This is a genomic window from Gemmatimonadaceae bacterium, from assembly GCA_036496605.1.
In the GTDB taxonomy this organism is placed as follows: Bacteria; Gemmatimonadota; Gemmatimonadetes; order Gemmatimonadales; family Gemmatimonadaceae; genus AG2.
Genome location: DASXKV010000063.1, coordinates 1 through 20,234, shown reverse-complemented (window position 1 = coordinate 20,234; position 20,234 = coordinate 1). Strand labels below are relative to the sequence as shown.

Annotated in this window: 14 protein-coding genes; 12 read left to right on the top strand and 2 right to left on the bottom strand. The window is 63.9% G+C overall.

Annotated elements, in window-relative coordinates; genetic code table 11:
• The first annotated feature begins 206 nt into the window (after nt 1–206).
• The 5 genes from VGH98_24365 to VGH98_24345 all read left to right on the top strand — a co-directional run bounded on the left by VGH98_24365 (nt 207) and on the right by VGH98_24345 (nt 8,501).
• Entirely contained in the window at nt 207–1,685 is a 1,479-nt protein-coding gene (locus VGH98_24365; protein ID HEY2379138.1) for a family 10 glycosylhydrolase, read from the top strand.
• Nucleotides 1,686–1,838: 153 nt separating this feature from the next.
• Complete coding sequence (locus VGH98_24360) at nt 1,839–2,513, top strand: hypothetical protein (GenBank protein ID HEY2379137.1); 675 nt, start codon at nt 1,839–1,841, stop codon at nt 2,511–2,513.
• Nucleotides 2,514–2,591: 78 nt separating this feature from the next.
• Complete coding sequence (locus VGH98_24355) at nt 2,592–3,740, top strand: alpha/beta fold hydrolase (protein ID HEY2379136.1); 1,149 nt, start codon at nt 2,592–2,594, stop codon at nt 3,738–3,740.
• Between the two features lie 405 nt (nt 3,741–4,145).
• Nucleotides 4,146–7,142: a SusC/RagA family TonB-linked outer membrane protein gene (locus VGH98_24350; protein HEY2379135.1), complete on the top strand. Its 2,997-nt coding sequence runs from the start codon at nt 4,146–4,148 to the stop codon at nt 7,140–7,142.
• A gap of 12 nt (nt 7,143–7,154) precedes the next feature.
• Nucleotides 7,155–8,501: a RagB/SusD family nutrient uptake outer membrane protein gene (locus VGH98_24345; protein HEY2379134.1), complete on the top strand. Its 1,347-nt coding sequence runs from the start codon at nt 7,155–7,157 to the stop codon at nt 8,499–8,501.
• 103 nt (nt 8,502–8,604) lie between these two features.
• Here the strand turns inward: VGH98_24345 and VGH98_24340 are convergent, their stop codons facing one another.
• Both VGH98_24340 and VGH98_24335 read right to left on the bottom strand, forming a co-directional pair.
• A complete protein-coding gene (locus tag VGH98_24340; protein ID HEY2379133.1) occupies nt 8,605–9,204 on the bottom strand; it encodes a type 1 glutamine amidotransferase domain-containing protein in 600 nt (199 codons plus the stop codon).
• 253 nt (nt 9,205–9,457) lie between these two features.
• Nucleotides 9,458–9,724, bottom strand: coding sequence for a hypothetical protein (locus VGH98_24335; protein HEY2379132.1), 267 nt, complete (start codon nt 9,722–9,724; stop codon nt 9,458–9,460).
• A gap of 83 nt (nt 9,725–9,807) precedes the next feature.
• On the opposite strand from VGH98_24335, the gene VGH98_24330 reads away from it, so the two are divergent.
• The 7 genes from VGH98_24330 (at nt 9,808) to VGH98_24300 (ending at nt 20,156) form a co-directional block, all read left to right on the top strand.
• A complete protein-coding gene (locus tag VGH98_24330; protein HEY2379131.1) occupies nt 9,808–10,656 on the top strand; it encodes a phosphatase PAP2 family protein in 849 nt (282 codons plus the stop codon).
• Between the two features lie 197 nt (nt 10,657–10,853).
• Nucleotides 10,854–12,131 (top strand): ABC transporter substrate-binding protein, encoded by a 1,278-nt coding sequence (locus VGH98_24325; protein ID HEY2379130.1) that lies wholly within the window; start codon nt 10,854–10,856, stop codon nt 12,129–12,131.
• Nucleotides 12,128–13,045, top strand: a complete 918-nt coding sequence (locus VGH98_24320) for a sugar ABC transporter permease (GenBank protein ID HEY2379129.1) — start codon at nt 12,128–12,130, stop codon at nt 13,043–13,045. Before VGH98_24325 ends, VGH98_24320 begins: the two co-directional genes overlap by 4 nt.
• Nucleotides 13,042–13,878, top strand: a complete 837-nt coding sequence (locus tag VGH98_24315; protein ID HEY2379128.1) for a carbohydrate ABC transporter permease — start codon at nt 13,042–13,044, stop codon at nt 13,876–13,878. Before VGH98_24320 ends, VGH98_24315 begins: the two co-directional genes overlap by 4 nt.
• 46 nt (nt 13,879–13,924) lie before the next feature.
• Complete coding sequence (locus VGH98_24310) at nt 13,925–15,052, top strand: ABC transporter ATP-binding protein (GenBank protein HEY2379127.1); 1,128 nt, start codon at nt 13,925–13,927, stop codon at nt 15,050–15,052.
• A gap of 301 nt (nt 15,053–15,353) precedes the next feature.
• A complete protein-coding gene (locus VGH98_24305; GenBank protein HEY2379126.1) occupies nt 15,354–18,443 on the top strand; it encodes a SusC/RagA family TonB-linked outer membrane protein in 3,090 nt (1,029 codons plus the stop codon).
• Between the two features lie 45 nt (nt 18,444–18,488).
• Nucleotides 18,489–20,156, top strand: a complete 1,668-nt coding sequence (locus tag VGH98_24300) for a RagB/SusD family nutrient uptake outer membrane protein (protein HEY2379125.1) — start codon at nt 18,489–18,491, stop codon at nt 20,154–20,156.
• Nucleotides 20,157–20,234: the final 78 nt, after the last annotated feature.

The following is a 20,234-nucleotide window of genomic DNA, read 5'->3' as shown; positions in this document are numbered from 1 at the left end:
CACTCCGTAGATGGACGCGGGAGCGGAGACGCTGTCACCGCGATTCTCCCTCGGACGAATGACCCCAGGCGGTTGAATCGAGGCGTTCAGATGGTCACGTTGCATCCATGCCGATTCGTCGATCATCCGCCTGTTTCGCGGCCGCTCTTTCCGTAGTCACGCTCAGCGCTCAACCCTCTCGCCTCTACGCGCAGGACCCCCCTCCCGTGCGTCGAGAATTTCGTGCGGCATGGGTTGCGACAGTCGGGAACATCGATTGGCCGTCGCGCCCGGATCTCGACACCTGGTCGCAACAGGCCGAACTGCTCGCGATCCTCAACAAGGCGGTCGCGCTCCATCTCAATGCAATCATTTTCCAGATCCGCCCGGGGACGGACGCGCTATACGATTCGCGTCTCGAGCCCTGGTCGGAGTATCTGACGGGACGCCAGGGCCGTGCGCCGGAGCCGGCGTGGGATCCGCTCGCCTTTGCGGTGACCGAGGCACACCAGCGCGGGCTGGAGCTGCATGCGTGGTTCAATCCGTATCGCGCTCGTTATGCAAGGCCGCTCAGCGAGGCGGCGCGCACCCACGTCAGCCGAACGTCGCCATCACTCGTCAGGCAGTACGGCAGCTATCTGTGGATGGATCCCGGCGATCCCGCCGTGCGCGCCCGCACAGTGCAGGTCGTCCTCGACGTCGTGAAGCGATACGACATCGACGGTGTGCACATCGACGACTACTTCTATCCGTACCGGGAGAACGACTCGAGCGGACGCGCGATCGACTTTCCCGATTCCGCGACCTATGCGCGCTATCGCCGTGGCGGGGGTACCTTGGCGCGCGACGATTGGCGCCGACGCAACGTCGATCTACTCGTCGAGGCGCTCGACCGCGGCGTGCACGCGACGAAGCGGTGGGTACGCTTCGGCGTGAGTCCGATCGGGATCTGGCGCCCCGGCAATCCGCCGAGCGTGACACCGGGCTTCGACGCGTATCAGGAGATCTTCGCCGACACACGGAAGTGGCTGCGGAACGGATGGGTGGACTATTGGGTGCCGCAGCTCTATTGGTCGATCGATTCGCCGCAGAGCTATCCCGTGCTGCTGGATTGGTGGGCGTCACAGAACATCAAGCACCGGAATCTCTGGATCGGGAATGGCTTGCATCGTGTCGTCGACACGACACAGAAATCGGCTGGAACGCGCGCGGGTTGGCGCGCCGACGAGATCATCCAGCAGGTGAACCTAACGAGAGTGAGCGTCACGAGCGCGCCGAACGGCGGCGCGACGGGGAACGTCTTCTTCAGCATGAAAGGCTTGATGCGCGACGTCGACAGCATCGACGCGAAGCTCGCGCCCCTGTACGCCGAGCCCGTGCTCGTGCCGGCCAGTCCGTGGCTCGAGCGGACGCCGCCACCGCGCCCGACGGCGACTCTGTTCGCATCTGCGGCCACCGGTGAGCAGTACGTGCGCCTCACGCCGGCGGACGGCAGCAAGCCGTGGCTCTGGCTGGTGCGCACGTTGCAGGGCGGCCAGTGGACGACCGAGATCCTGCCTAACGAAGTCCGGTCGCACCGGCTCGGCGTGGCTGGCGCTGGAGAGATCGAACGGGTGGTGGTGAATGTGGTCGATCGCGTCGGCGTATTGAGTCCGGCTGTCGTGGCTCGCTCGGGGCGCTCGGCCGCGGTGGCGGCTCAGCCGTGACTCGGGCCGCTCCGTAGTTGAATGCAAGAGAACGCCAACGCTCCATGTCATGCACTCTGGCTGCTCTTGACCATGAGCGCGTGCGCACCTGCGCTATCATCTGGCAATCCAACAGCGATCGATCCCCGGCAGGTGCAGCCCGAGCGGCCGAGCGTGGCGACACATGCCGGGACCGTGGCATCGGGATATCTCGAGATCGAGACCGGCGTCGAAAGCGACCGCGACCGCGACGGGAGTCACGCCTTCGACATGCCCAACGAGCTCAAGGTTGGGCTGGCGTCGCGTGTGCAGCTGTCGGTGTTCCTGCCGGTACAGAGCGTGACGGGAGTGCGGTTAGGCGCGGGTGACTTCGCGGCCGGCCTCAAGTGGCGTCTGATCGATGGCGATGGCCCGCTGCAGCGCTTCGCGATCTTGCCTCTGATCAAATTCCCGACTGGCGGCACTCGCGGCACGAACACGACCGACGCCGGTCTCATTCTCATCGACAGTCGATCGATCGGTCCGGTGAGCCTCGATCTCAACGTCGGGCTCACGAAGCACGGCGGCGACGGCTCGACCGTGCCGCGCACCACCACCTTCTGGACGGCGTCGAGCGGTTTCCCCGTTGCCGGCCCGGTTGGGTGGCAGCTCGAGTGCTTCGGCTTTCCGGGGACGCATGGTCCGGCAGCGAGCGCTCCAACGGTCGCGATTCTCACCGGTCCAACGTTAGGCGGCTGGCGCAGGCTCGCGCTCGATGTCGGCGTCATCATTCCCGTCGCCGGCCCGCAGCCGCGGGCGGTCTATGCGGGCCTCGTCACCAACGTCGGCCGCATTCTGCCGATGTGGTGAGGCTCCTTTTGACGACGCGCGCGCAGCGGTATCTTCGCATTGGCCGTAGAACCTGAAGCACCCACCCGGAGTCCCTCGATGACAATTGGTAAGCACACTTCCATTCGCGCCCTCGCGGTGCTGCTCGTCGCGACCGCGCCGCTCGCGGCCCAGCAACAGGGCGCTCGCCCTCAGGGTCAGCGCCGTCCTCGCCAGGTCGTGAAGATGGATTCGGCCCGCGCCGAAGAGCTGTACGTCAGCAATCGTCCCGAAGATCAGCCGCCAGCCGACTTCGAGCGGCAGATCGCGTCGAAGAAGGCGACCGACAGCATTCTCGCCGCGCGGGCGGCAGGCTCGTACGACTTCAAGAAGATCACGTACAAGAGCAACGCTGACGGGATGGAGATCCCCGGCTATCTCTTCGCGCCCCTCACGAAGCGCGGTCCGCACGGCCACGCGGCGATGGTGTGGGTGCACGGCGGCGTCCACGGCGATTGGACGCAATCGATGCTGCCCTTCGTCAAGGAAGCCGTGGCGCGCGGCTATGTCATCGTCACGCCGGACTATCGCGGCAGCACCGGGCACGGCGCAGCGTTCTACAACGCGATCGACTACGGCGGCAAGGAGCTCGACGACGTTCTCACCGCGGTCGATTATCTCAAGACGCTGCCGTACGTGGATCCGGATCGCATCGGCATCATGGGCTGGAGCCACGGCGGTTTCATAACAGCTCATCTCGCGATGCGACCGGAGACGCCCTTCAAGGCCGCGGCTGCAATCGTACCGGTGACGAATCTCGTCTTCCGGCTCTCGTACAAGGGTCCTGGTTATCAGCGCAGTTACTCGACGCAGCCCGCCATCGGCGGTCTCCCGTTCGAGAAGCCCGACGAATACATCAAGCGGTCGCCGCTGTATCACGTCGAGGATCTCCACATCCCGATTCTCGTCCACGTCGCGACGAACGATCAGGACGTGAACTATGTCGAGGATCAGCAGCTCGTGTGGAAGCTGCGCGCGCTGAAGCCGGATCTCGCCGAAACGAAGGTCTACGTCGATCCGGCACCCTGGGGCGCGTCGGTCGGGCACGCGTTCAGCCGACGCGTCGACCCAAAGACGCTCGAGCGCGTCGATTCACCGGAGCAGATCGACTCGTGGAATCGGACGTGGGTGTTCTTCGAGTGGTGGCTCAGGCCATACGAGGATCGGTCGAAGCCGGCGCCAAAGGTAGCGACGGGCCCGGGGCAGTAAGTTCTCCATCCCGTACCGCAGTACTGTCGTACCGAGGCCCATGAGCGAAGCTCATGGGCCTTTCTTGTATGCTCATCACCGATCAGGTGCGGTCCATCACGCCATTCACAGTATTCGTCCCGCCTGGCGCGCTCGATTGGCGGAGGTTCATAAGTTGTGAAATCTGGCATGATGCGGCCGCATCGACGTCGAGGTGACGTACACTGCCATTCGCGCGGTTACCCATTCGCATCGCGTGGTCGTGTCGCTGCGTGGACGCGTCCCCACGACGTTGAGCCGGCTTGACTACTCGAGCCGGCCGTGCGCGTACGGCCGCGTAATCTCGCCGGCGCATCCGCGTCGTCTCGCACCGAGGCGAGACGCGCGACCCGATCCACCTGGTCTGGCATTGAGGAACCAGCCGTCATGTTGCGATTGTTCAGTTGTCTCCTCGCTGCCGGCACCGCGGCGGCGTTGACGCTCGCGCCCTGCGCGCGCGCCGCCGCGCAGCAGAATACCGGTTCCATCGCCGGCCGCGTCACCGAATTGGAGAGCCAACGCCCGATACCCGAGGCACAGATCGCGATCGTCGGAACGACGCGCGGTGCGCGCACCGACGTCGACGGTCGATATCGCATCACGGGCGTTCCCGCTGGCACCGTCACTCTCCGCGTGGCCCGAATCGGATTCCAGAGCACGACGCGACAGGTCGCCGTCGCCGGCGCCCAGGAATCGACGGCCGACTTCGGCCTTGGTTCCGTTGCGACCGTACTCAGCGCGATCACCACGACCGCGAGCGGCACGCAACAGCTCGCGCGTGAAAACGGCGCGTCGGTCGCGCAGATCTCGACCGACACGATCGTGCTCGCGCCCGTGCAGAACTTCTCCGAGCTCGTCACCGCGCGCGCATCCGGCGTGACGATCTCGCAGAGTACGGGCACGACCGGCGAAGGCGCGCGCATTCGCATTCGCGGCGCCAACTCGATGTCGCTCTCCAACGAGCCACTGATCATCATCGACGGCGTTCGTATCGACAATACGCCAGAGTCGAACTCGATTGGCGTCGGCGGCCAGTCGCCGTCGCGATTGAACGACATCAATCCCGAAGACATCGAGAGCTTCGAGATCGTCAAGGGTCCGGCGGCCGCGGCCCTCTACGGTACGGCGGCGGCGAACGGCGTCATTCAGATCACGACCAAGCGAGGTCGGGCGGGTCAAGCGAAGTGGGACGCGTACGGTGAGCTCGGCTCGATTTACGAGAACAACGCGTACCCGCCTAACTACGGTGGCTGGACCAACCAGCCGCTCTACGGCTTCCCCGGCTGGCCGAAGTCGAGAACGCCCAGCCCGACGTGCAACCTCGTCGATCAGTCCTTCGGCAACTGCACCATCGATTCGCTCAGCACCTTCGATCCACTGGAGCAAAACAGCCCCTTCCGCGTTGGCCGTCGTCAGAAGTTCGGCGGCTCCGTGTCGGGCGGCGTTCCGGCGTCGACGTATTTCATATCCGCTGATGCGGAGCAGGAGGGGGGAGTCTACACCACGAGCAACCTCGCGAAGCTCAATCTCCGCGGCAATCTCAGCGCGCATCCGAACGACAAGATCGACGTCAACGTTTCGTCGGGATTCCTGCGCAGCCAACTGCAGCTGCCGCAGAACGACAACAATTACTACGGCGCGATCTCCAATGGGCTCGCTGGTTGGCCCGGAAACGGACCGACCGACGGTTACAATCCAGTCCCGCCTGCACAGTTCGATAACATCGACACGCGCCAGGACGTGAATCGCTTCACGGGTGGAGCAAATGCAGCGTGGCGGCCGCTCTCCTGGCTCTCGAGCAACGCAACGCTCGGCCTCGACGTCGTGAATCGCCTCGACGAGCAGACGATCCCGCCGAACACCGTGTTTTTCTCGAATGACAACCTCGGCAGCCGGACGTCGAATCGGTTTCAGATTCTCAACATCACGACCAACTACTCGCTCACCGGCCGGTATCACATTCTCTCGACCCTCGAGGGCGTGACGCAGGCGGGCTATCAATACCAGCAGGCGCAGGACCAGGGCACCGAGGCCTTCGGCCGCACGCTCACCGCAGGGAGCGGTTCGTTAGGCGGGACGGTCAGCGACAAGACCGTCGACGAGGCAACGGTCGATAACAAGACCGTCGGCGGCTTCGTTTCCCAGCAGTTGAGCTGGAACGAGAAGCTGTACGTCTCGCTTGCGCTCCGCGGCGACAAGAACAGCGCGTTCGGCAAGAACTTCGGCTTCATCCAGTATCCATCGGCGTCGGCCTCGTACGTCGTCACCGAGGGCGGCACGACGCTCAATCAGCTTCGCCTGCGGACGGCGTACGGCGAGTCTGGACTCCGCCCCGGCGTGCTCGACGCCATCGCCTACTTTACCGCGGCGCCGGCGCGGCTCGACTCCACCAACGTCGCTGGAGTCACGAGCGGCAATCTCGGCAATCCGAACCTCAAGGCCGAGCGGACCCGCGAGTACGAAGTCGGTTTCGACGCCGGTTTCTTCCACGATCGCGCGTCGATTGGTTTCACCTACTACGACAAGCGGTCCCGCGACGCGCTCGTCCTCGTGCCGCTCGCTCAATCGTTTGGCGGGCCGACCTCTGAATTCCAGAATCTCGGCGCGGTCACCAACAGCGGCGTGGAGCTCACGCTCAACGCAACGCCTCTGCAGAGGAACGACGCCGTGCTTGCCTTGACCCTCACGGCGTCGGGCAATCGCAATCGCGTCACGAATCTCGGCGGGCAGCCGCCAATACTTTTTGGGTACTCCCAGCGACACGTCCAGGGTTATCCGCTCGGCGGATACTGGGGCACGACGGTGGACAGCGTGAAGGTCTCCCCGGACGGATCGATCAGTCCAAACGACGTCTTCTTCACGACGGACCCCGACAAGTACCGCTTCCTGGGCAGCGTGCTGCCGACGCGTCAGGGCTCGATCCTCGGCGATCTCACGCTCTTCAAGTTCGTTAGGCTCTCGACGCTCTTCGAGTATCGCGGCGGCAACAAACTGTACAACAGCAGTGAGCAGTTCCGGTGCCTGCCCTTCGTGCTCGTGTGTCGCGGCCTGAACGACAAGAGCGCGCCGGTGATGGAGCGTGCCAACGCCATCGCCGATTACATGTCGAATGGTGATTACTTCGGCGGCTACATCGAGGATGCGGGCTTCGTCAAATGGCGCGAGCTGTCGCTCACCCTCAACGCGCCGGCGCGCTACGCGCAGAAGGCGCGCGCGAGCGCGTTGTCGATCACCTTCGCCGGCCGCAATCTTGGCACGTGGACCAAGTACTCGGGCGTGGATCCGGAAGTCAACGTTCTGGGTCAAGACAACAACGGTGTTGGAGACTTCCTGACGCAGCCGCAAGTGCGGTACTTCATCACGCGCCTCAACCTGACCTTCTGACGGTCGCAACCAATGATTCATAAACTTTCATATCGGGCGCTGCGCGGAGTGGTACTTGCTGGCGCGGTCGCTCTCGGCAGCGCGTTGACGGCGTGCAATCTCGACGTGTCGACGCCCGATGTCGTTCCGCCTGACGCGACCGCCGGCGCCGCCGCGCTGCCGACGCTCCTTGCCGGCGCCTCGGGCGACTTCGCGGTCGCTTATGGCGGCTACAATAACGGCGACAACAGTGACGCCATCATCCAGACGAGCGGCCTCTTCACCGACGAGTTCATCGCCGCGGACTTCTTCTCGACGCACGTCACGATCGACTCGCGCGACGCGAATCCGACGAACGACATCATCTCGCGCGTCATGCGCAACATTCAGCGCTCGATCGTGAGCGCGAACAACACCGCGGCGCGTTATGCGCAGTTCGCGGCCACGGACCCCGGATTCGCGCGTGTCCTCAACTTCGCCGGCTTCGACTACGTCTTCCTTGCCGAAAATTTCTGTAGCGGCGTACCGGTTGGCAGCCACATCGACGCCAGCGGTGCGTACGTCTTCGGCACGCCGGAGAGCACGACCGAACTGCTCAATGCGGCGATCGTGAAATTCGACTCCGCGGCGGCGGTCGCCGGCGGCGACGACCTGATGCGCTATACGGCGATGGTCGGGAAGGGGCGCGCGCTGCTCGACCTCGATCAGCCGGCCCAGGCTGCTGCCGCCGTGGCCGGTGTGCCGACCACCTTCCGCTTCACGACGGAGCACGATCCGGCCAACGACCGCACCAAGAGCGGGATGTACGAGCTGATGTGGGTCGACACGCGCCTAACGACCTCCGACCGCGAGGGCCAGAATGGCCTGCCTTTCGTGAGCGGGAATGATCCACGCACCGCGACGCAAGATCTCGACATCTCCGCCTTCGATGGCGAGACCGAGATCCTGGCACCTGTGAAGTACGGCAGCTGGAGCGCCCCCGAGGTGATCGCCGATGGGACCGAGGCCCGCCTGATCGAGGCGGAAGCGGCCCTCAGGGCCGGGAATTACGGTGGCGCCAATGGCACACTCGAGTTGCTGAACGCCTTGCGCACCGACGCCGGTCTGCCGGCTTTGTCAGCGGCCACGGGCGCCACAGCGCAGCAGGACCAGCTCTTCTCCGAGCGAGCCTTCTGGCTCTTCGGTACGGCGCACCGCCTTGGCGATCTGCGGCGACTCGTCCGCCAGCCGTTCTACGGTCGCAACGCGGAGTCCGTGTTCCCGACGGGCGATTACTTCAAAGGCGACAAGTACAGCACGGACGTGAATCTGCCCGTGCCGCAGGAGGAGGAGAGCAACCCGAACTTCAAGCGTTCGGCGTGCGATCAGAGCAAGGCGTAGGGTGGAGGATGTAGGGGTTAGGGGTTAGAGGTTAGGGGCTTGGGTTAGGGGTTAGGGGCTTGGTGAGCGGATTCTAACTCCTAGCCCCTAGCCCCTCGCCCCTCTATTGGCGCGCCTCCGGCCGCACGCCGCGCGTCGTTTCACGTCGGCCTGCGTGCGAGCCCTCGGCGAACTCCTCGATCATCTTCGCATTGAACGCCGGGATGTCGGCCGGCTTGCGGCTCGTGACGAGCCCCTCGTCGGTCACGACTTCCTTATCGCTCCAGTCGGCGCCCGCGTTCCGGAGATCGGTCTGGAGCGATGGCCAGCTCGTCACGGAGCGGCCGCGCACCACGTCCGCCTCGACGAGTAGCCACGGTCCATGGCAGATCGCCGCGACCGGTTTGCCCGAGGTGTAGAAGCGCTTCACGAGCTCGACCGCGCGCTTGTCCGTCCGCAAGTGGTCCGGATTCATCACCCCGCCTGGCAAGAGCAATGCATCGAAATCGTCGGCCCTCGCCTGATCGAGTGTGAGATCGACGGGGATCTCGTCGCCCCAATGATCGTGCTGCCAACCTTTGATCTTTCCGCTTTTCGGCGACACGACCACAGTCTTCGCTCCCGCTCGATCGAGCGCCTTGCGTGGTTCCGTGAGCTCGACCTGTTCGACGCCGTCAGTCGCGAGAATCGCCACGCGCTTTCCGCTGAGGTTGTTTGCTGCCATTAGTCCGATTCCTCCGATTCAAGTGGCACAGACATCCCTCGCGCGAGCATGTTCTTCGCGATTCCCCTCCGAATCCCCGGGATGTCTGTCGGGCGCGCGAGAACGTGCAACGACCGCGCCTCTACGCCATGCCAGAGCGCGCTCAACGCATATGTACGTATTTGTCGTGCTCAGTCGGGCAGCTGGCCGACTAGGCTGCCGATCGTGCCGAGGAATTGTGCGGGGAAAGAATCGTTAGGCGCTGGCGATTCCCTTAATGTAGAGAGGAATCGCGATCCCGCTCGGCGAGAAGCTTGGTGGTGTATCGCTGGCCTTCGGAAATTCGCTCGACTTCGATGGCAATGGCGTCGACCGCCTGCTCCAGATGCTGCAGCCGGTTCTCGTCCAGGGGCGGCCGCTGCGGAGCGCGATGGGCGCGGAGGAGGATGACACGCGCGGTGATGCCGATTGCCGCTAACGCGCCGACCGTCATCACGATCCCCGCGCAAACCTGGAAGAAACTGAGAATGTCGGGATCCATAAGCGTTGGCTCGGGCCTAGACCATGCGTGAGTCCGATCGGTTCGCTCGTTCCTTACTCCGGCCTTGAAATGCGAAAGACACGGTGAGTTCAGTGCAGCGTACGTCGGCGCGGCAATTGAGTTTCTGGTTGGTTCTCCGCGTTGTCGCGCTTCCGCTATCGGCGAGTGCGCAGCTGCGCGCGGACTCCGTTCGGCAGGACTTGCGCCACCTCGTGGGGGACGTGTGGAGCGTGTGGACGTCACCGGCGCACGCCACCGAGGACGACTGGGCCGGTGTCGCGGCGACGGCCGCGCTCACCGGCGTCGCCGCGACCGCCGACGAGCCCCTCGCGCGATGGATCAGCGATCATCCGGACGCGTGGCCGGTGCGCACGCTCAAACACACGCTGAGCGAGGAGGCGAAATACCCCGCGTACGAGCTGGGAAGTGGGCAGTATCTGCTCCCGATCTCCGGCGTGTTGTATCTCGCGGGGTCGATCGGCCGCTCGCAGGCGCTCCGGGACGCGGGGCTTGGTTGCGCCACGGCACACCTAACGAGCGCAGGAGCACGGGAGATCGTCTATCTGCTCGTGGCGCGCGATCGCCCGCGCACTTCGCCGGACGATCCGTTTGTCATTCGCTCACCCGGCAGCCACGATTGGAACATGCATTCGTTCTTCAGCGGGCACATCGCGAATTCATTGGGTTGCGCGAGCTTTCTCTCGCACCGCTTCGATCTGCACGCTGCGACGCCGCTGCTCTACGGCGTCACCCTCGCCATCGGTGCCGGGCGGGTCATGGATGGACGCCACTGGCTTTCCGACACCGTCGTCGGCGCGATGTTCGGCTACGCAACGGGGAAAGCGGTCGCGGCGCGAATGCTCGAACGCGAGCGCCGTTCAATGACTCCGTCAAAGGCGCCCGTCATGGTGAGCTTTTCGGTGCCATTCTAGGCGTTGATGGTAGAGGGTTGAGGGCAGAGGGTTGAGGGCAGAGTGTTGAGGGTGGAGTGTAGAGAGTTGAGTGTCGTGCGTGGCTCACTCTGTTGCACGCTCAACTCTTTGCCCTCTGCCCTCTGCCCTCTGCCCTCTGCCCTCTGCACCTGCGCCCTCTACCCTCTGCGCACGGCGTGACGTAAGCTTGCCCCCGCATGCGCGCCCACTTTCGCCCTGCCATCCTCTCACTCATCGCTGTCCTTGCCTGCCACGGGAGCCGGCCCGACGACACGCGCCCCGTCGTCACCTTCGCGGGCAGTGCGCTCGGCGCGGAAGGCGCGGTGCTCGCGCGCCAGGTCGCGCGATTCGAACTCGCTAATCCCGGGATTCGCGTCCGCATTCAGCATACGCCGGACGACGCGACGCAACGCCATCAACTCTTCGTGCAATGGCTGAACGCGCGCGCTGGCGAGCCGGACGTGCTGCAGCTCGACGTCGTCTGGACGCCGGAGTTTGCCGCAGCAGGATGGGTGCTCTCGCTCGATCGCTGGCATCCTAACGCGAGCGACTTCTTCCCGGCGACAATCGCGGCCAATACGTGGGCGAACTCGCTCTTTGCGATGCCGTGGTTCATGGACGTCGGGATGCTCTATTGGCGTACGGATCTCTTTCGCTCACCTCCAGCAACGATGGATGCCTTGGTGGCGGATATTCAACGTGCGCGGCGAGCGGGCACGCCATACGGAATTGTGTGGCAGGGTTCGCGCTACGAGGGGCTCGTCACCTGCTTTCTCGAGTATCTCGGCGCCTTTGGTGGTCGCGTGATGACGGACGACGGCCGGATCGTCGTCGATTCACCGGAAGGAATTCGTGCGCTCGCGTTCATGCGGCAGCTCCTCACGAGCGGCGCGACACCGGCGGAAGTTCTGACGTGGCACGAGGAGGAGTCGCGCTTCGCGTTTCAGAATGGCACCGCTGCGTTCATGCGAAACTGGCCCTACGCCGTGACGATCATGAATGTCCCGAAGGACTCGCGGGTCGCCGGAAAGTTCGCGGTCGCACCGATGCCTGCCGCGCCCGGCGGCGTATCGACCGCCACGTTAGGCGGCTCGGCGCTCGCCATCAATGCGTTCACCGAACACCCCGACGCGGCCTGGAAGCTCGTCGCGTTTCTGTGCGCGCCCGATCAGATGCTCGAGCGCTCCCGGCTCGGCGGCTATCCGCCGCGCCGAGCGCTGTATGACGACCCGCGGCTTGCGGACGTGATCCCCATTCCCGTGACGCTCGCGCGCAGCATCGTCGAACGCGCGGCGGCGCGTCCGGCGACGCCGATCTACTCGCAGCTGTCGGAACTGTTGCAGATCGATCTTCATCGGGCGCTCTCGGGCCAGGTCGCGCCCGAGCAGGCGCTGCACGATGCAGCGCGCGCGATGAATGCACTTGTCGAACGGACCCACGTGCGCGACCTCGTCGCAGCGCGAAAGGCCTCGTGAACGATCGTCAGCCGGTCGACGATTCGAGCGAGGCGCGCGCCGGCTGGCTCCTGACCGCGCCGGCACTCTCGGTCATCCTGCTCGTCGCCCTGTTTCCCCTCGGCTGGACGCTGTGGGAATCCCTTCATCAGCACGATCTTCGCATGCCCTGGCTCGGCCGTCCCTTTGTCGGACTGGGCAATTATCTGGACATTTTCCAGGATGCGCGCTTCTGGCAGGCGTTAGGCCATACGGCGTTCTTCGCCGTGATCAGCGTCTCGCTCGAGCTCTCGTTAGGCCTCGCGCTCGCGCTGGCAATGAACCAGGCCTTTCGCGGCCGAGGGATCGTTCGCGCGGCGGTGCTCGTGCCATGGGCGATTCCGACAGTGGTCGCAGCGCTCCTCTGGCGATTCATGTTCGATTCGCAGGCGGGCATCGCCAACGTCCTCCTCGCCGACGTCGGCCTGCTGCACCATCCGCTCGTGTGGTTCGTCCGCGCGTCGACGGCGTGGGTACCCGTGATTCTCGCCGATGTGTGGAAGACGACGCCGTTCGTCGGACTCCTGCTCCTCGCGGGCCTGCAGAGCATCGACAAGGAGCTTTACGAGGCGGCAGCCACCGATGGCGCGGGCGCGTGGTGGCAGCTCCGGCACATAACGATTCCTTTGCTCAAGCCGGCGATTCTCGTCGCCCTCATTTTCCGCACGCTGGACGCTTTTCGCGTGTTCGATCTGATCTATGTCATGACAGGTGGAGGCCCGGGAACGTCGACGGAGCCGGTTGCCGTGTACACCTTCAACTCCCTGTTGCAGAACCTCGAATTCGGCTACGGCGCGGCGCTTTCCGTCATCATCTTTCTCGTGACGTTCGGCCTCGCGATGCTCTACATGCGCGGGCTCGGGCTCGAGCTCGGCGGTCCGAGGGCGCGGCGATGAGCCCGGAAACCCGAGGTGCCGCAGGGCGGATCGCAGCCCGCGTCGGGCTGGTGCTGCTCGTCCTGTTTGCGGCATTTCCCTTCTACTGGGCCGTCGTCGCGTCGTTCACACCCGAAGCAACGCTGTTTCGCGAGCCATCGCTCTGGCCGCGCGAGCTACTCCTCGATCACTATCGCGCGCTCTTCACCGAACGGGATTTCTGGACGCCGATTAAGAACTCGCTCATCGTCGCCGGCACGACGACGGTGTTCTGCGTGACGATCGGCGCCTTCGCCGCGTACGCGCTTGCGCGCATCGAGTTCCCGTTCAAGCGCGCGATCCTGGGCTTCATTCTCGCCGTCACGATGTTCCCGCAGATCTCGATCGTGAGCCCGCTATACATGCTGCTGCGCGCGTTGCGGCTCATCAACACGTATCCGGGACTCGTACTACCATATGTGACGTTCGCGATGCCCCTCGCGGTATGGCTCCTCGTCGGATTCTTCCGTCAGTTGCCGCCGGACCTCGAGGAGGCCGCAATGGTCGACGGCGCGTCGCGCTGGCAGAGCTTCACGCGAGTGATTTTGCCGCTCACCGGCCCGGGCCTGGCGACGACCGCGATTCTCACCTTCATCTATTGTTGGAACGAATTCCTGTTCGCGTTGTCGTTCACGCTCGGTCCGGAGCGCTACACCGTGCCGGTCGCGATCGCGCTGTTCCGCGGACAGTATCAGGTCCCCTGGGGTCAGATACTGGCGGCGACGGTAGTCGCGACGGCGCCGGTGGCGATCGTGGTTCTCGCTTTTCAGCGGCGAATCGTGCAGGGGCTCACAGCAGGTGCAGTGAAGGGATGACGAAAGAAGTGAACCATCCGGCGACGACGGACAGAGACGAGACTGCATGGCGCGCATAACGCTATCCCACGTCGACAAGCGCTACCCGAACGGATTCGTCGCGTCACGCGACCTTTCATTAGAGGTCGCTGACGGTGAATTTCTCGTTCTCGTCGGGCCGTCGGGGAGCGGCAAGTCGACAGTGCTGCGCATGATCGCCGGTCTCGAGAAGCCCACCGGCGGCACGATCGCGATCGGCGAACGCGACGTCACGCGGCTCCCGCCGCAGGAGCGCGATATCGCGATGGTTTTCCAGAGCTACGCGCTGTACCCGCACATGACCGTGCGCGAGAACATGGCCTTCGGTCTGCGGCTGCGAAAGCAATCGGACGACATGGTTGCGCGGCGCATTGGTGAGGTTGCGGACGCGTTGGGACTGGCATCGATGCTCGACCGCAAGCCGGCGCAACTCTCCGGGGGACAGCGGCAGCGCGTCGCTCTGGGCCGCGCCATCGTGCGAGAGCCGAAGGCATTTCTCTTCGACGAACCGCTCTCGAATCTCGACGCGCAGCTTCGCGTCGAGACGCGCGCCGAGCTGGCGCGCCTGCATCGCCGGCTCGGCGCGACGATGGTGTACGTCACGCACGATCAGGTGGAGGCGATGACGTTGGGGACGCGCGTCGCGGTGCTCAAGGACGGTGTGCTCCAGCAGATCGCGCCTCCGATGGAGCTCTATCGTCAGCCGCGGAATCAATTCGTCGCGAGCTTCATCGGCAGCCCATCGATGAACTTCGTTCGGGGCACGATCGAGCGCGAGAACGAGCGCGCACGCTTCGTCGCGCCGGGCGTGACGATCGCCCTGTCGGATTCGACCGCGACGCGCGCAGGTCCCGTGGTGCTTGGCGTTCGGCCGCACGATATCTCGCTCGGCGCTGCAGCCGACACTGGTGTGAGTGCAGTGGTGACACTCGTCGAGCCGCTGGGGAGTGAGCAGCTCGTATACGTGCGCGTAGCGGGTGGCGCCGATCTGGTCGCGGCGGTGGGTGCGGACCGCGCTCCCCGCATCGAGGAGACAGTCGCGTTGCGCGTGGCCCCGAACGCGGTGCACCTCTTCGATCCGGAGCACGGTAGTCGGCTGGCGTTAGGCACGCAGCAGCCGGCCGCGAGCACCAGTAACGCGACGTCGCAGCAGTAACCGTCGAGCAAGATCAAAACTGTATCGCAACATCACAACTCGCCAGAGCGCCGACGCCCGAGAGCTGCCATAGGTCGATGGGTGCCTTCGACATAGTAGTGTCTATGCGAAAATCTGTCTTGACATTGTGCGCCCCTGGTCCCATATCACCGCCCAGTTAATCCCACCTGTCGAGTCGTTGCGTCCCTGTGACGTAATGGCTCGGCGGAAAGTTGGTTTTTTAGCGATCGACGAGGGCGTGGTTCCCACTCCTCACTCCGTGGAGGACAGTCGCATGGTAAGGGGTCGCTTCCTAGTTCCCATGCTCGTAGGTGGCTTGCTGTTCGCCAGCCAGCTGCGCGCACAGGGTACCACTGGCACCATCAGCGGTCGCGTCGTCGACAGCGCGAGCCAGCAAGGCATCGCGAATGTCAACATCGTGATCATGGGTGGCCAGCGTGGGACGCTGAGTAGAGATGACGGTGGTTTCACGTTGACCGGCGTGGCGGTAGGGACATACACCGTGCGGGCAAGCCGCATCGGGTTCCGACCGCAGACGCAACCGGCCGTCGTCACGGCTGGCTCGACGACGAACGTCAGCTTCGTCATGAATCGCCAGGCGGCAGTACTCAGCGAAATCGTCGTCACCGGTTACGGCACCCAGCGTCGTGAGGCGATCTCAGGGTCCGTCGCGACCGTCGATGCAGATCAGGCGAACGTCGGCGTCGTCACGAACGTGAATCAGATGCTCGACGCGCGCGTCGCCGGTGTGCAGTTGACGGCGAACAACGGCGATCCAGGTTCGGGCCAGCAGGTGGTGATTCGCGGCGGCACGTCCATCAGCGCGAGCAACGATCCGCTCTACGTCGTCGACGGGGTTCCGCTACAGAGCTCATCGACGTCGCCGGGAGCGACCGGCATCGGCTGGAATGCCCAGTTGCCGCGCAGCCCGCTCAACTCGATCAACCCGGGCGACATAGAGACGATCACGGTGCTCAAGGACGCGGCGGCGACGGCTATCTATGGTAGCCGCGGCGCCAACGGCGTCATTCTCATTACCACCAAGCGCGGCGCGCGTGGCGCGGGCAACATGGAGTACGATGCCTACGTCGGCGCTGCCTCGGCTGCAAAGAAGCTCGACTTGGCGACGGGCCAGCAGTATCGCAGCTTCATTCAGCAGCAGGTGACTCAGTACATCGCCGATTCAGTTGCCGGTAAGACGGTCCGCGGCGGTCTGGCGCCGCAAGCACTAACGGCGCTTGGCGCCTCGAATACCGATTGGCAGGACGCCGTTCTGCGCACCGGTATCGCGACCAATCACAACCTCGCCTTCAATGGTGGGTCGGCGCAGACACAGTATCGTGCCTCGCTGAACTACTTCGATCAGCAGGGTGTGATCTGGGGTAGCGGGATCAAGCGCTATCAGGGCCGGCTCAACGCGAACCACGACGCATTCACCGGACGGCTGCGCCTTGCGCTGAACCTGACGGCGTCGCGCGTCCAAAATGACTTCGCGCCGCAGGAGAACGGCGGTGGATTTACCGGCGGTCTCTTCACCAACATGGTGATTTACGACCCGACGCAACCGATCAAGTTATCATCGGGTAAGTACTACGAGCTCGCGGGGCAGACCAGTGTGCTCAACCCCGTGGCTCTGATCCACGAGGTCACCGACAACTCGCCCGAGGATCGCGTGCTCGGCAACGCTTCGGCGACCGTGAGCATTCTTTCGAACCTTACCGCTCAGACCACCGTCGGTATCGACAACAACAACGCGGTACGGCAGGCCTTTTATCCGAGCACGAGCCCAATTGCGGCCGGCCAGAGCGGCATCGCCAGCCAGGCGCAGTTGACCCTCAACAACGAAGACTTCCAGCAGCTTCTGACGTACGCGCCGCATTTCGGGCGGAGTGAGCTCGAGGTGGTTGGTGGTTACGAGTATACGAAGGTCGATGACCACGGCTTCGGCGCGCAGTCGAACGGCTTCGTTACCAACGCGTTCGGGGTGAATAACCTCGGGGCGGGCACGGCATTGACCTCGCCTATCGGGACATCGTTCGACACGACGAGCGTGCTAGTCTCCTTCTTCACGCGCGCCAACTATGGTTTCGCGAACAAGTACTTCCTCACCGGCGTCCTGCGCAAAGACGGCTCGTCACGACTCGCGCCGGGACACCAGTGGGAACTGTTTCCCGCGATTTCGGGTTCGTGGCGTTTGAGTGAGGAGTCCTTCTTCAAGGGCGGTCCGTTCTCGAACCTCTCGCTCCGAGCGGGATGGGGCAAGCAAGGCAACCAGGCCGTGCAGCCGTATCAGACGCAGCTCTTACTCGTGACCGACAACGGTGCCGCGTATCCATTCGGTGGCACCGTTACGACGGGCCTTCGCGCATCGCAGGTCGGGAACCCCGATCTCAAGTGGGAGACCGCGACGCAGACCAACGTCGGCGTGGATTACGGCCTCTGGAGCGATCGCCTAACGGGTAGCGTCGAGTTCTATAACAAGATCACCAACGATCTGCTTTTCGAAGTAAGTGTACCGCAGCCAGCGGTAGTTCCGACCCGGCTCGAGAACATCGGCAGCCTGCGCAATCGCGGTCTCGAGGCTTCGGTCGACGGCGACATGTGGCACAGCGGTCTCAAGACGCTCTCGGGCGGTCTCGTATTCACCCTCGAGCGCAACGAGGTCACGAGCCTCGGCGACACGTCGCGGAAGTCGATCCAGACCGCGTTCGTGAACGGTCAGGGTCAGTCCAACCAGTACGCGGAGCTCATCGCCCCAGGGCATCCGTTAGGCAGCTTCTATGCGCCGAAGTTCCTGTATGTGAAGGGCGGCCAACAGTACTTCGCCTGCACGACGACCACGAACCCGACGGGTTGCACCAACGGCGCGACCACGGATCCGACCGACGCCGACCGTCAGTTCATCGGCAGTGCCAACCCGGATTTCACGCTCGGCCTCCACAACAACCTCCGCTGGGGCAAGCTTGACGCGAGCTGGCTATGGCGCGGCGAGTTCGGCGGCAAGGTGTTCAACAACACGGCGCTCGTGTATCAAACGAAGAGCGACGCCAAGCAAGGTCGTAACTTCCTCGCCGCGGCGTTGACCGATCCGGACAGCATCAGCGAGCCGGCGAAATTCTCTTCGCGCTGGATCGAGGATCGCACCTTCGTACGACTCCAGAACGTGACGCTCGGCTACACGTTCGACATCCCGGCGCGTCTGATGTCTGGTCAAACGGCGCGAGTGTACGTCTCTGGCGACAACCTGGTGCTGCTGACCAAATACTCGGGTCTCGATCCTGAGGTCTACTCCACGGATGGCTCTGGCGGCGGACTCGCGGTTCGCGGACTCGATTACCTCACGTATCCTCGCGCACGAACCTACACGTTCGGCGTCCACTTCCAGTTCTGAGCCTTCATGGCACCGATTAATCTTTCTCCCAGTCAGCGGGCAACTATGAGCAAATCCTCATTGCATCCCGTGCTGCGCCTCGGGCTCCGCGCACTCCTCGTCGTCCCGGTCTTTTTCGTGGCCGAGACATGCACGAAGCTCACCGAAGTGCCGCACAACGCACTGACGCCGGGCAATGCCTTCCACTCCGATGCCGAAGTGCTTGCGGGATTGGCGGGTGTGTACGCGCAGATGCGTTCCACCGAGAGCAACAGCGAATTCGCCGCGATGGAAGAGTTGTCGACCGACGCGTTGGTCGTGCCGACGCGCGGCAGCGACTGGTATGACAACGGCCAGTGGCTCGACATCCATCGCCAGACTTGGGGCGCCAACACCGCCGGTGCCTTGAGCTTCCTCACCGGTTCCTGGAACGATCTGTTCAGCGGAGTCGCCAAGGCGAATCTGATGATCGACGTCGTCACCAAGAGCACCGCGGCGAACAAGGACACGATCGGCGCCGAGCTGCGAACGCTGCGCGCGTGGTACTACTACATGCTGCAGGACATGTTCGGCGGCGTGCCGCTCGTGACGTCGACAGAGCTCAAGCAGGTCGCGCGCTCCAAGCGCACCGACATTTTCTCGTTCATCGAGACTGAGCTCACCGCTTCGATCCCGAACCTGCCCGACAAGTGGCCGTCGCAATACTACGGCCGTGTGACGAAGGGCGTCGCTAATGCGATCTTGGCCAGCCTCTATCTAAATGCTGGAGTGTTCGACAAGGATTGCGGACCGGCGCCATGTAGCGGTGTCAGTGCGACCTCGTACAACAGCTGTCACGGTGTCACCGTGGCCGGTGGAAAGGACGCGTGCCAGGCGGCGATAGACGCTGCCAACGCCGTCATCAACTCCGGCGGTGGAAGCACGTATAAGCTCAGCGCGAACTGGGCTGACAACTTCTCGCTGACCAACAAGAGCTCGCAGGAGAACATCTTCGTCGTCGTACATTCGAACAGCACACAGTCAATCGGTGGCGATTGGCCCATGCGTACGCTGCACTACAACCAGCTCAACACTGGCGACGGTAGCCCGTGGAACGGCTTTGCCACCACGGCCGAGTACTACGCGAAGTTCCCGTCGGGTGACGATCGTACCAAGATGTGGCTCGCCGGGCAGGGTTACAGCTTCGAGCCTTCGACGTTCGGGCAGCCGGTGAACGACCGCAACGGCAACCCGCTCATATTCACTCAGCAGATTGCTGACCTCACGAAAGCCAACGAGGGGAACGGGATTCGTTTCAACAAGTTCCCGCCGCAGGCCGACCCGCCGCACGGCTCCGCTCAGCCTAACGATTTCACGTGGTTCCGGCTCGCCGAGATGTATCTCGTTCGTGCCGAGGCCGAAAACGAGCAGGGCAATGGTGCCTCGGCGCTGGCGGATCTGAACGTGATCCACACGCGGGCGCACTCGGCGGCGCTGGCGGTGAGCGGACAGGCGAACATTCGCCAGGCTATCCTCGACGAACGGGCCCTCGAGTTCGCAGGCGAAGGCAAGCGCCGCACGGATCTGATTCGCAACGGCCAGTTCCTGAGTTGGTCGGAGGCCTCGGCGAACGGTGTCTGCGGAGCCGATTACACGAAGGGCTGCCCGGCTCGGGATGCCCATCGCATCCTGTTCCCGATCTCGATCAACGCGCTCGGCGGAAACCCGCTGCTCGTGCAAAACAACGGCTACTAACAGGCCGAGTAGCATCCCGCGTTGTATACTGTTACGGCCTGCCCCGATCAGGGGCAGGCCGTAACGCACTTCGGGCCC

What these genes read in the sequence shown, in the direction of transcription:
- VGH98_24300 (HEY2379125.1), top strand. Translation starts at nt 18,489, where the DNA reads ATGAGCAAATCCTCATTGCATCCCGTGCTGCGCCTCGGGCTCCGCGCA.
- VGH98_24335 (HEY2379132.1), bottom strand. Translation starts at nt 9,724, where the DNA reads ATGGATCCCGACATTCTCAGTTTCTTCCAGGTTTGCGCGGGGATCGTG.
- VGH98_24310 (HEY2379127.1), top strand. Translation starts at nt 13,925, where the DNA reads ATGGCGCGCATAACGCTATCCCACGTCGACAAGCGCTACCCGAACGGA.
- VGH98_24340 (HEY2379133.1), bottom strand. Translation starts at nt 9,204, where the DNA reads ATGGCAGCAAACAACCTCAGCGGAAAGCGCGTGGCGATTCTCGCGACT.
- VGH98_24350 (HEY2379135.1), top strand. Translation starts at nt 4,146, where the DNA reads ATGTTGCGATTGTTCAGTTGTCTCCTCGCTGCCGGCACCGCGGCGGCG.
- VGH98_24305 (HEY2379126.1), top strand. Translation starts at nt 15,354, where the DNA reads ATGCTCGTAGGTGGCTTGCTGTTCGCCAGCCAGCTGCGCGCACAGGGT.
- VGH98_24315 (HEY2379128.1), top strand. Translation starts at nt 13,042, where the DNA reads ATGAGCCCGGAAACCCGAGGTGCCGCAGGGCGGATCGCAGCCCGCGTC.
- VGH98_24345 (HEY2379134.1), top strand. Translation starts at nt 7,155, where the DNA reads ATGATTCATAAACTTTCATATCGGGCGCTGCGCGGAGTGGTACTTGCT.
- VGH98_24325 (HEY2379130.1), top strand. Translation starts at nt 10,854, where the DNA reads ATGCGCGCCCACTTTCGCCCTGCCATCCTCTCACTCATCGCTGTCCTT.
- VGH98_24355 (HEY2379136.1), top strand. Translation starts at nt 2,592, where the DNA reads ATGACAATTGGTAAGCACACTTCCATTCGCGCCCTCGCGGTGCTGCTC.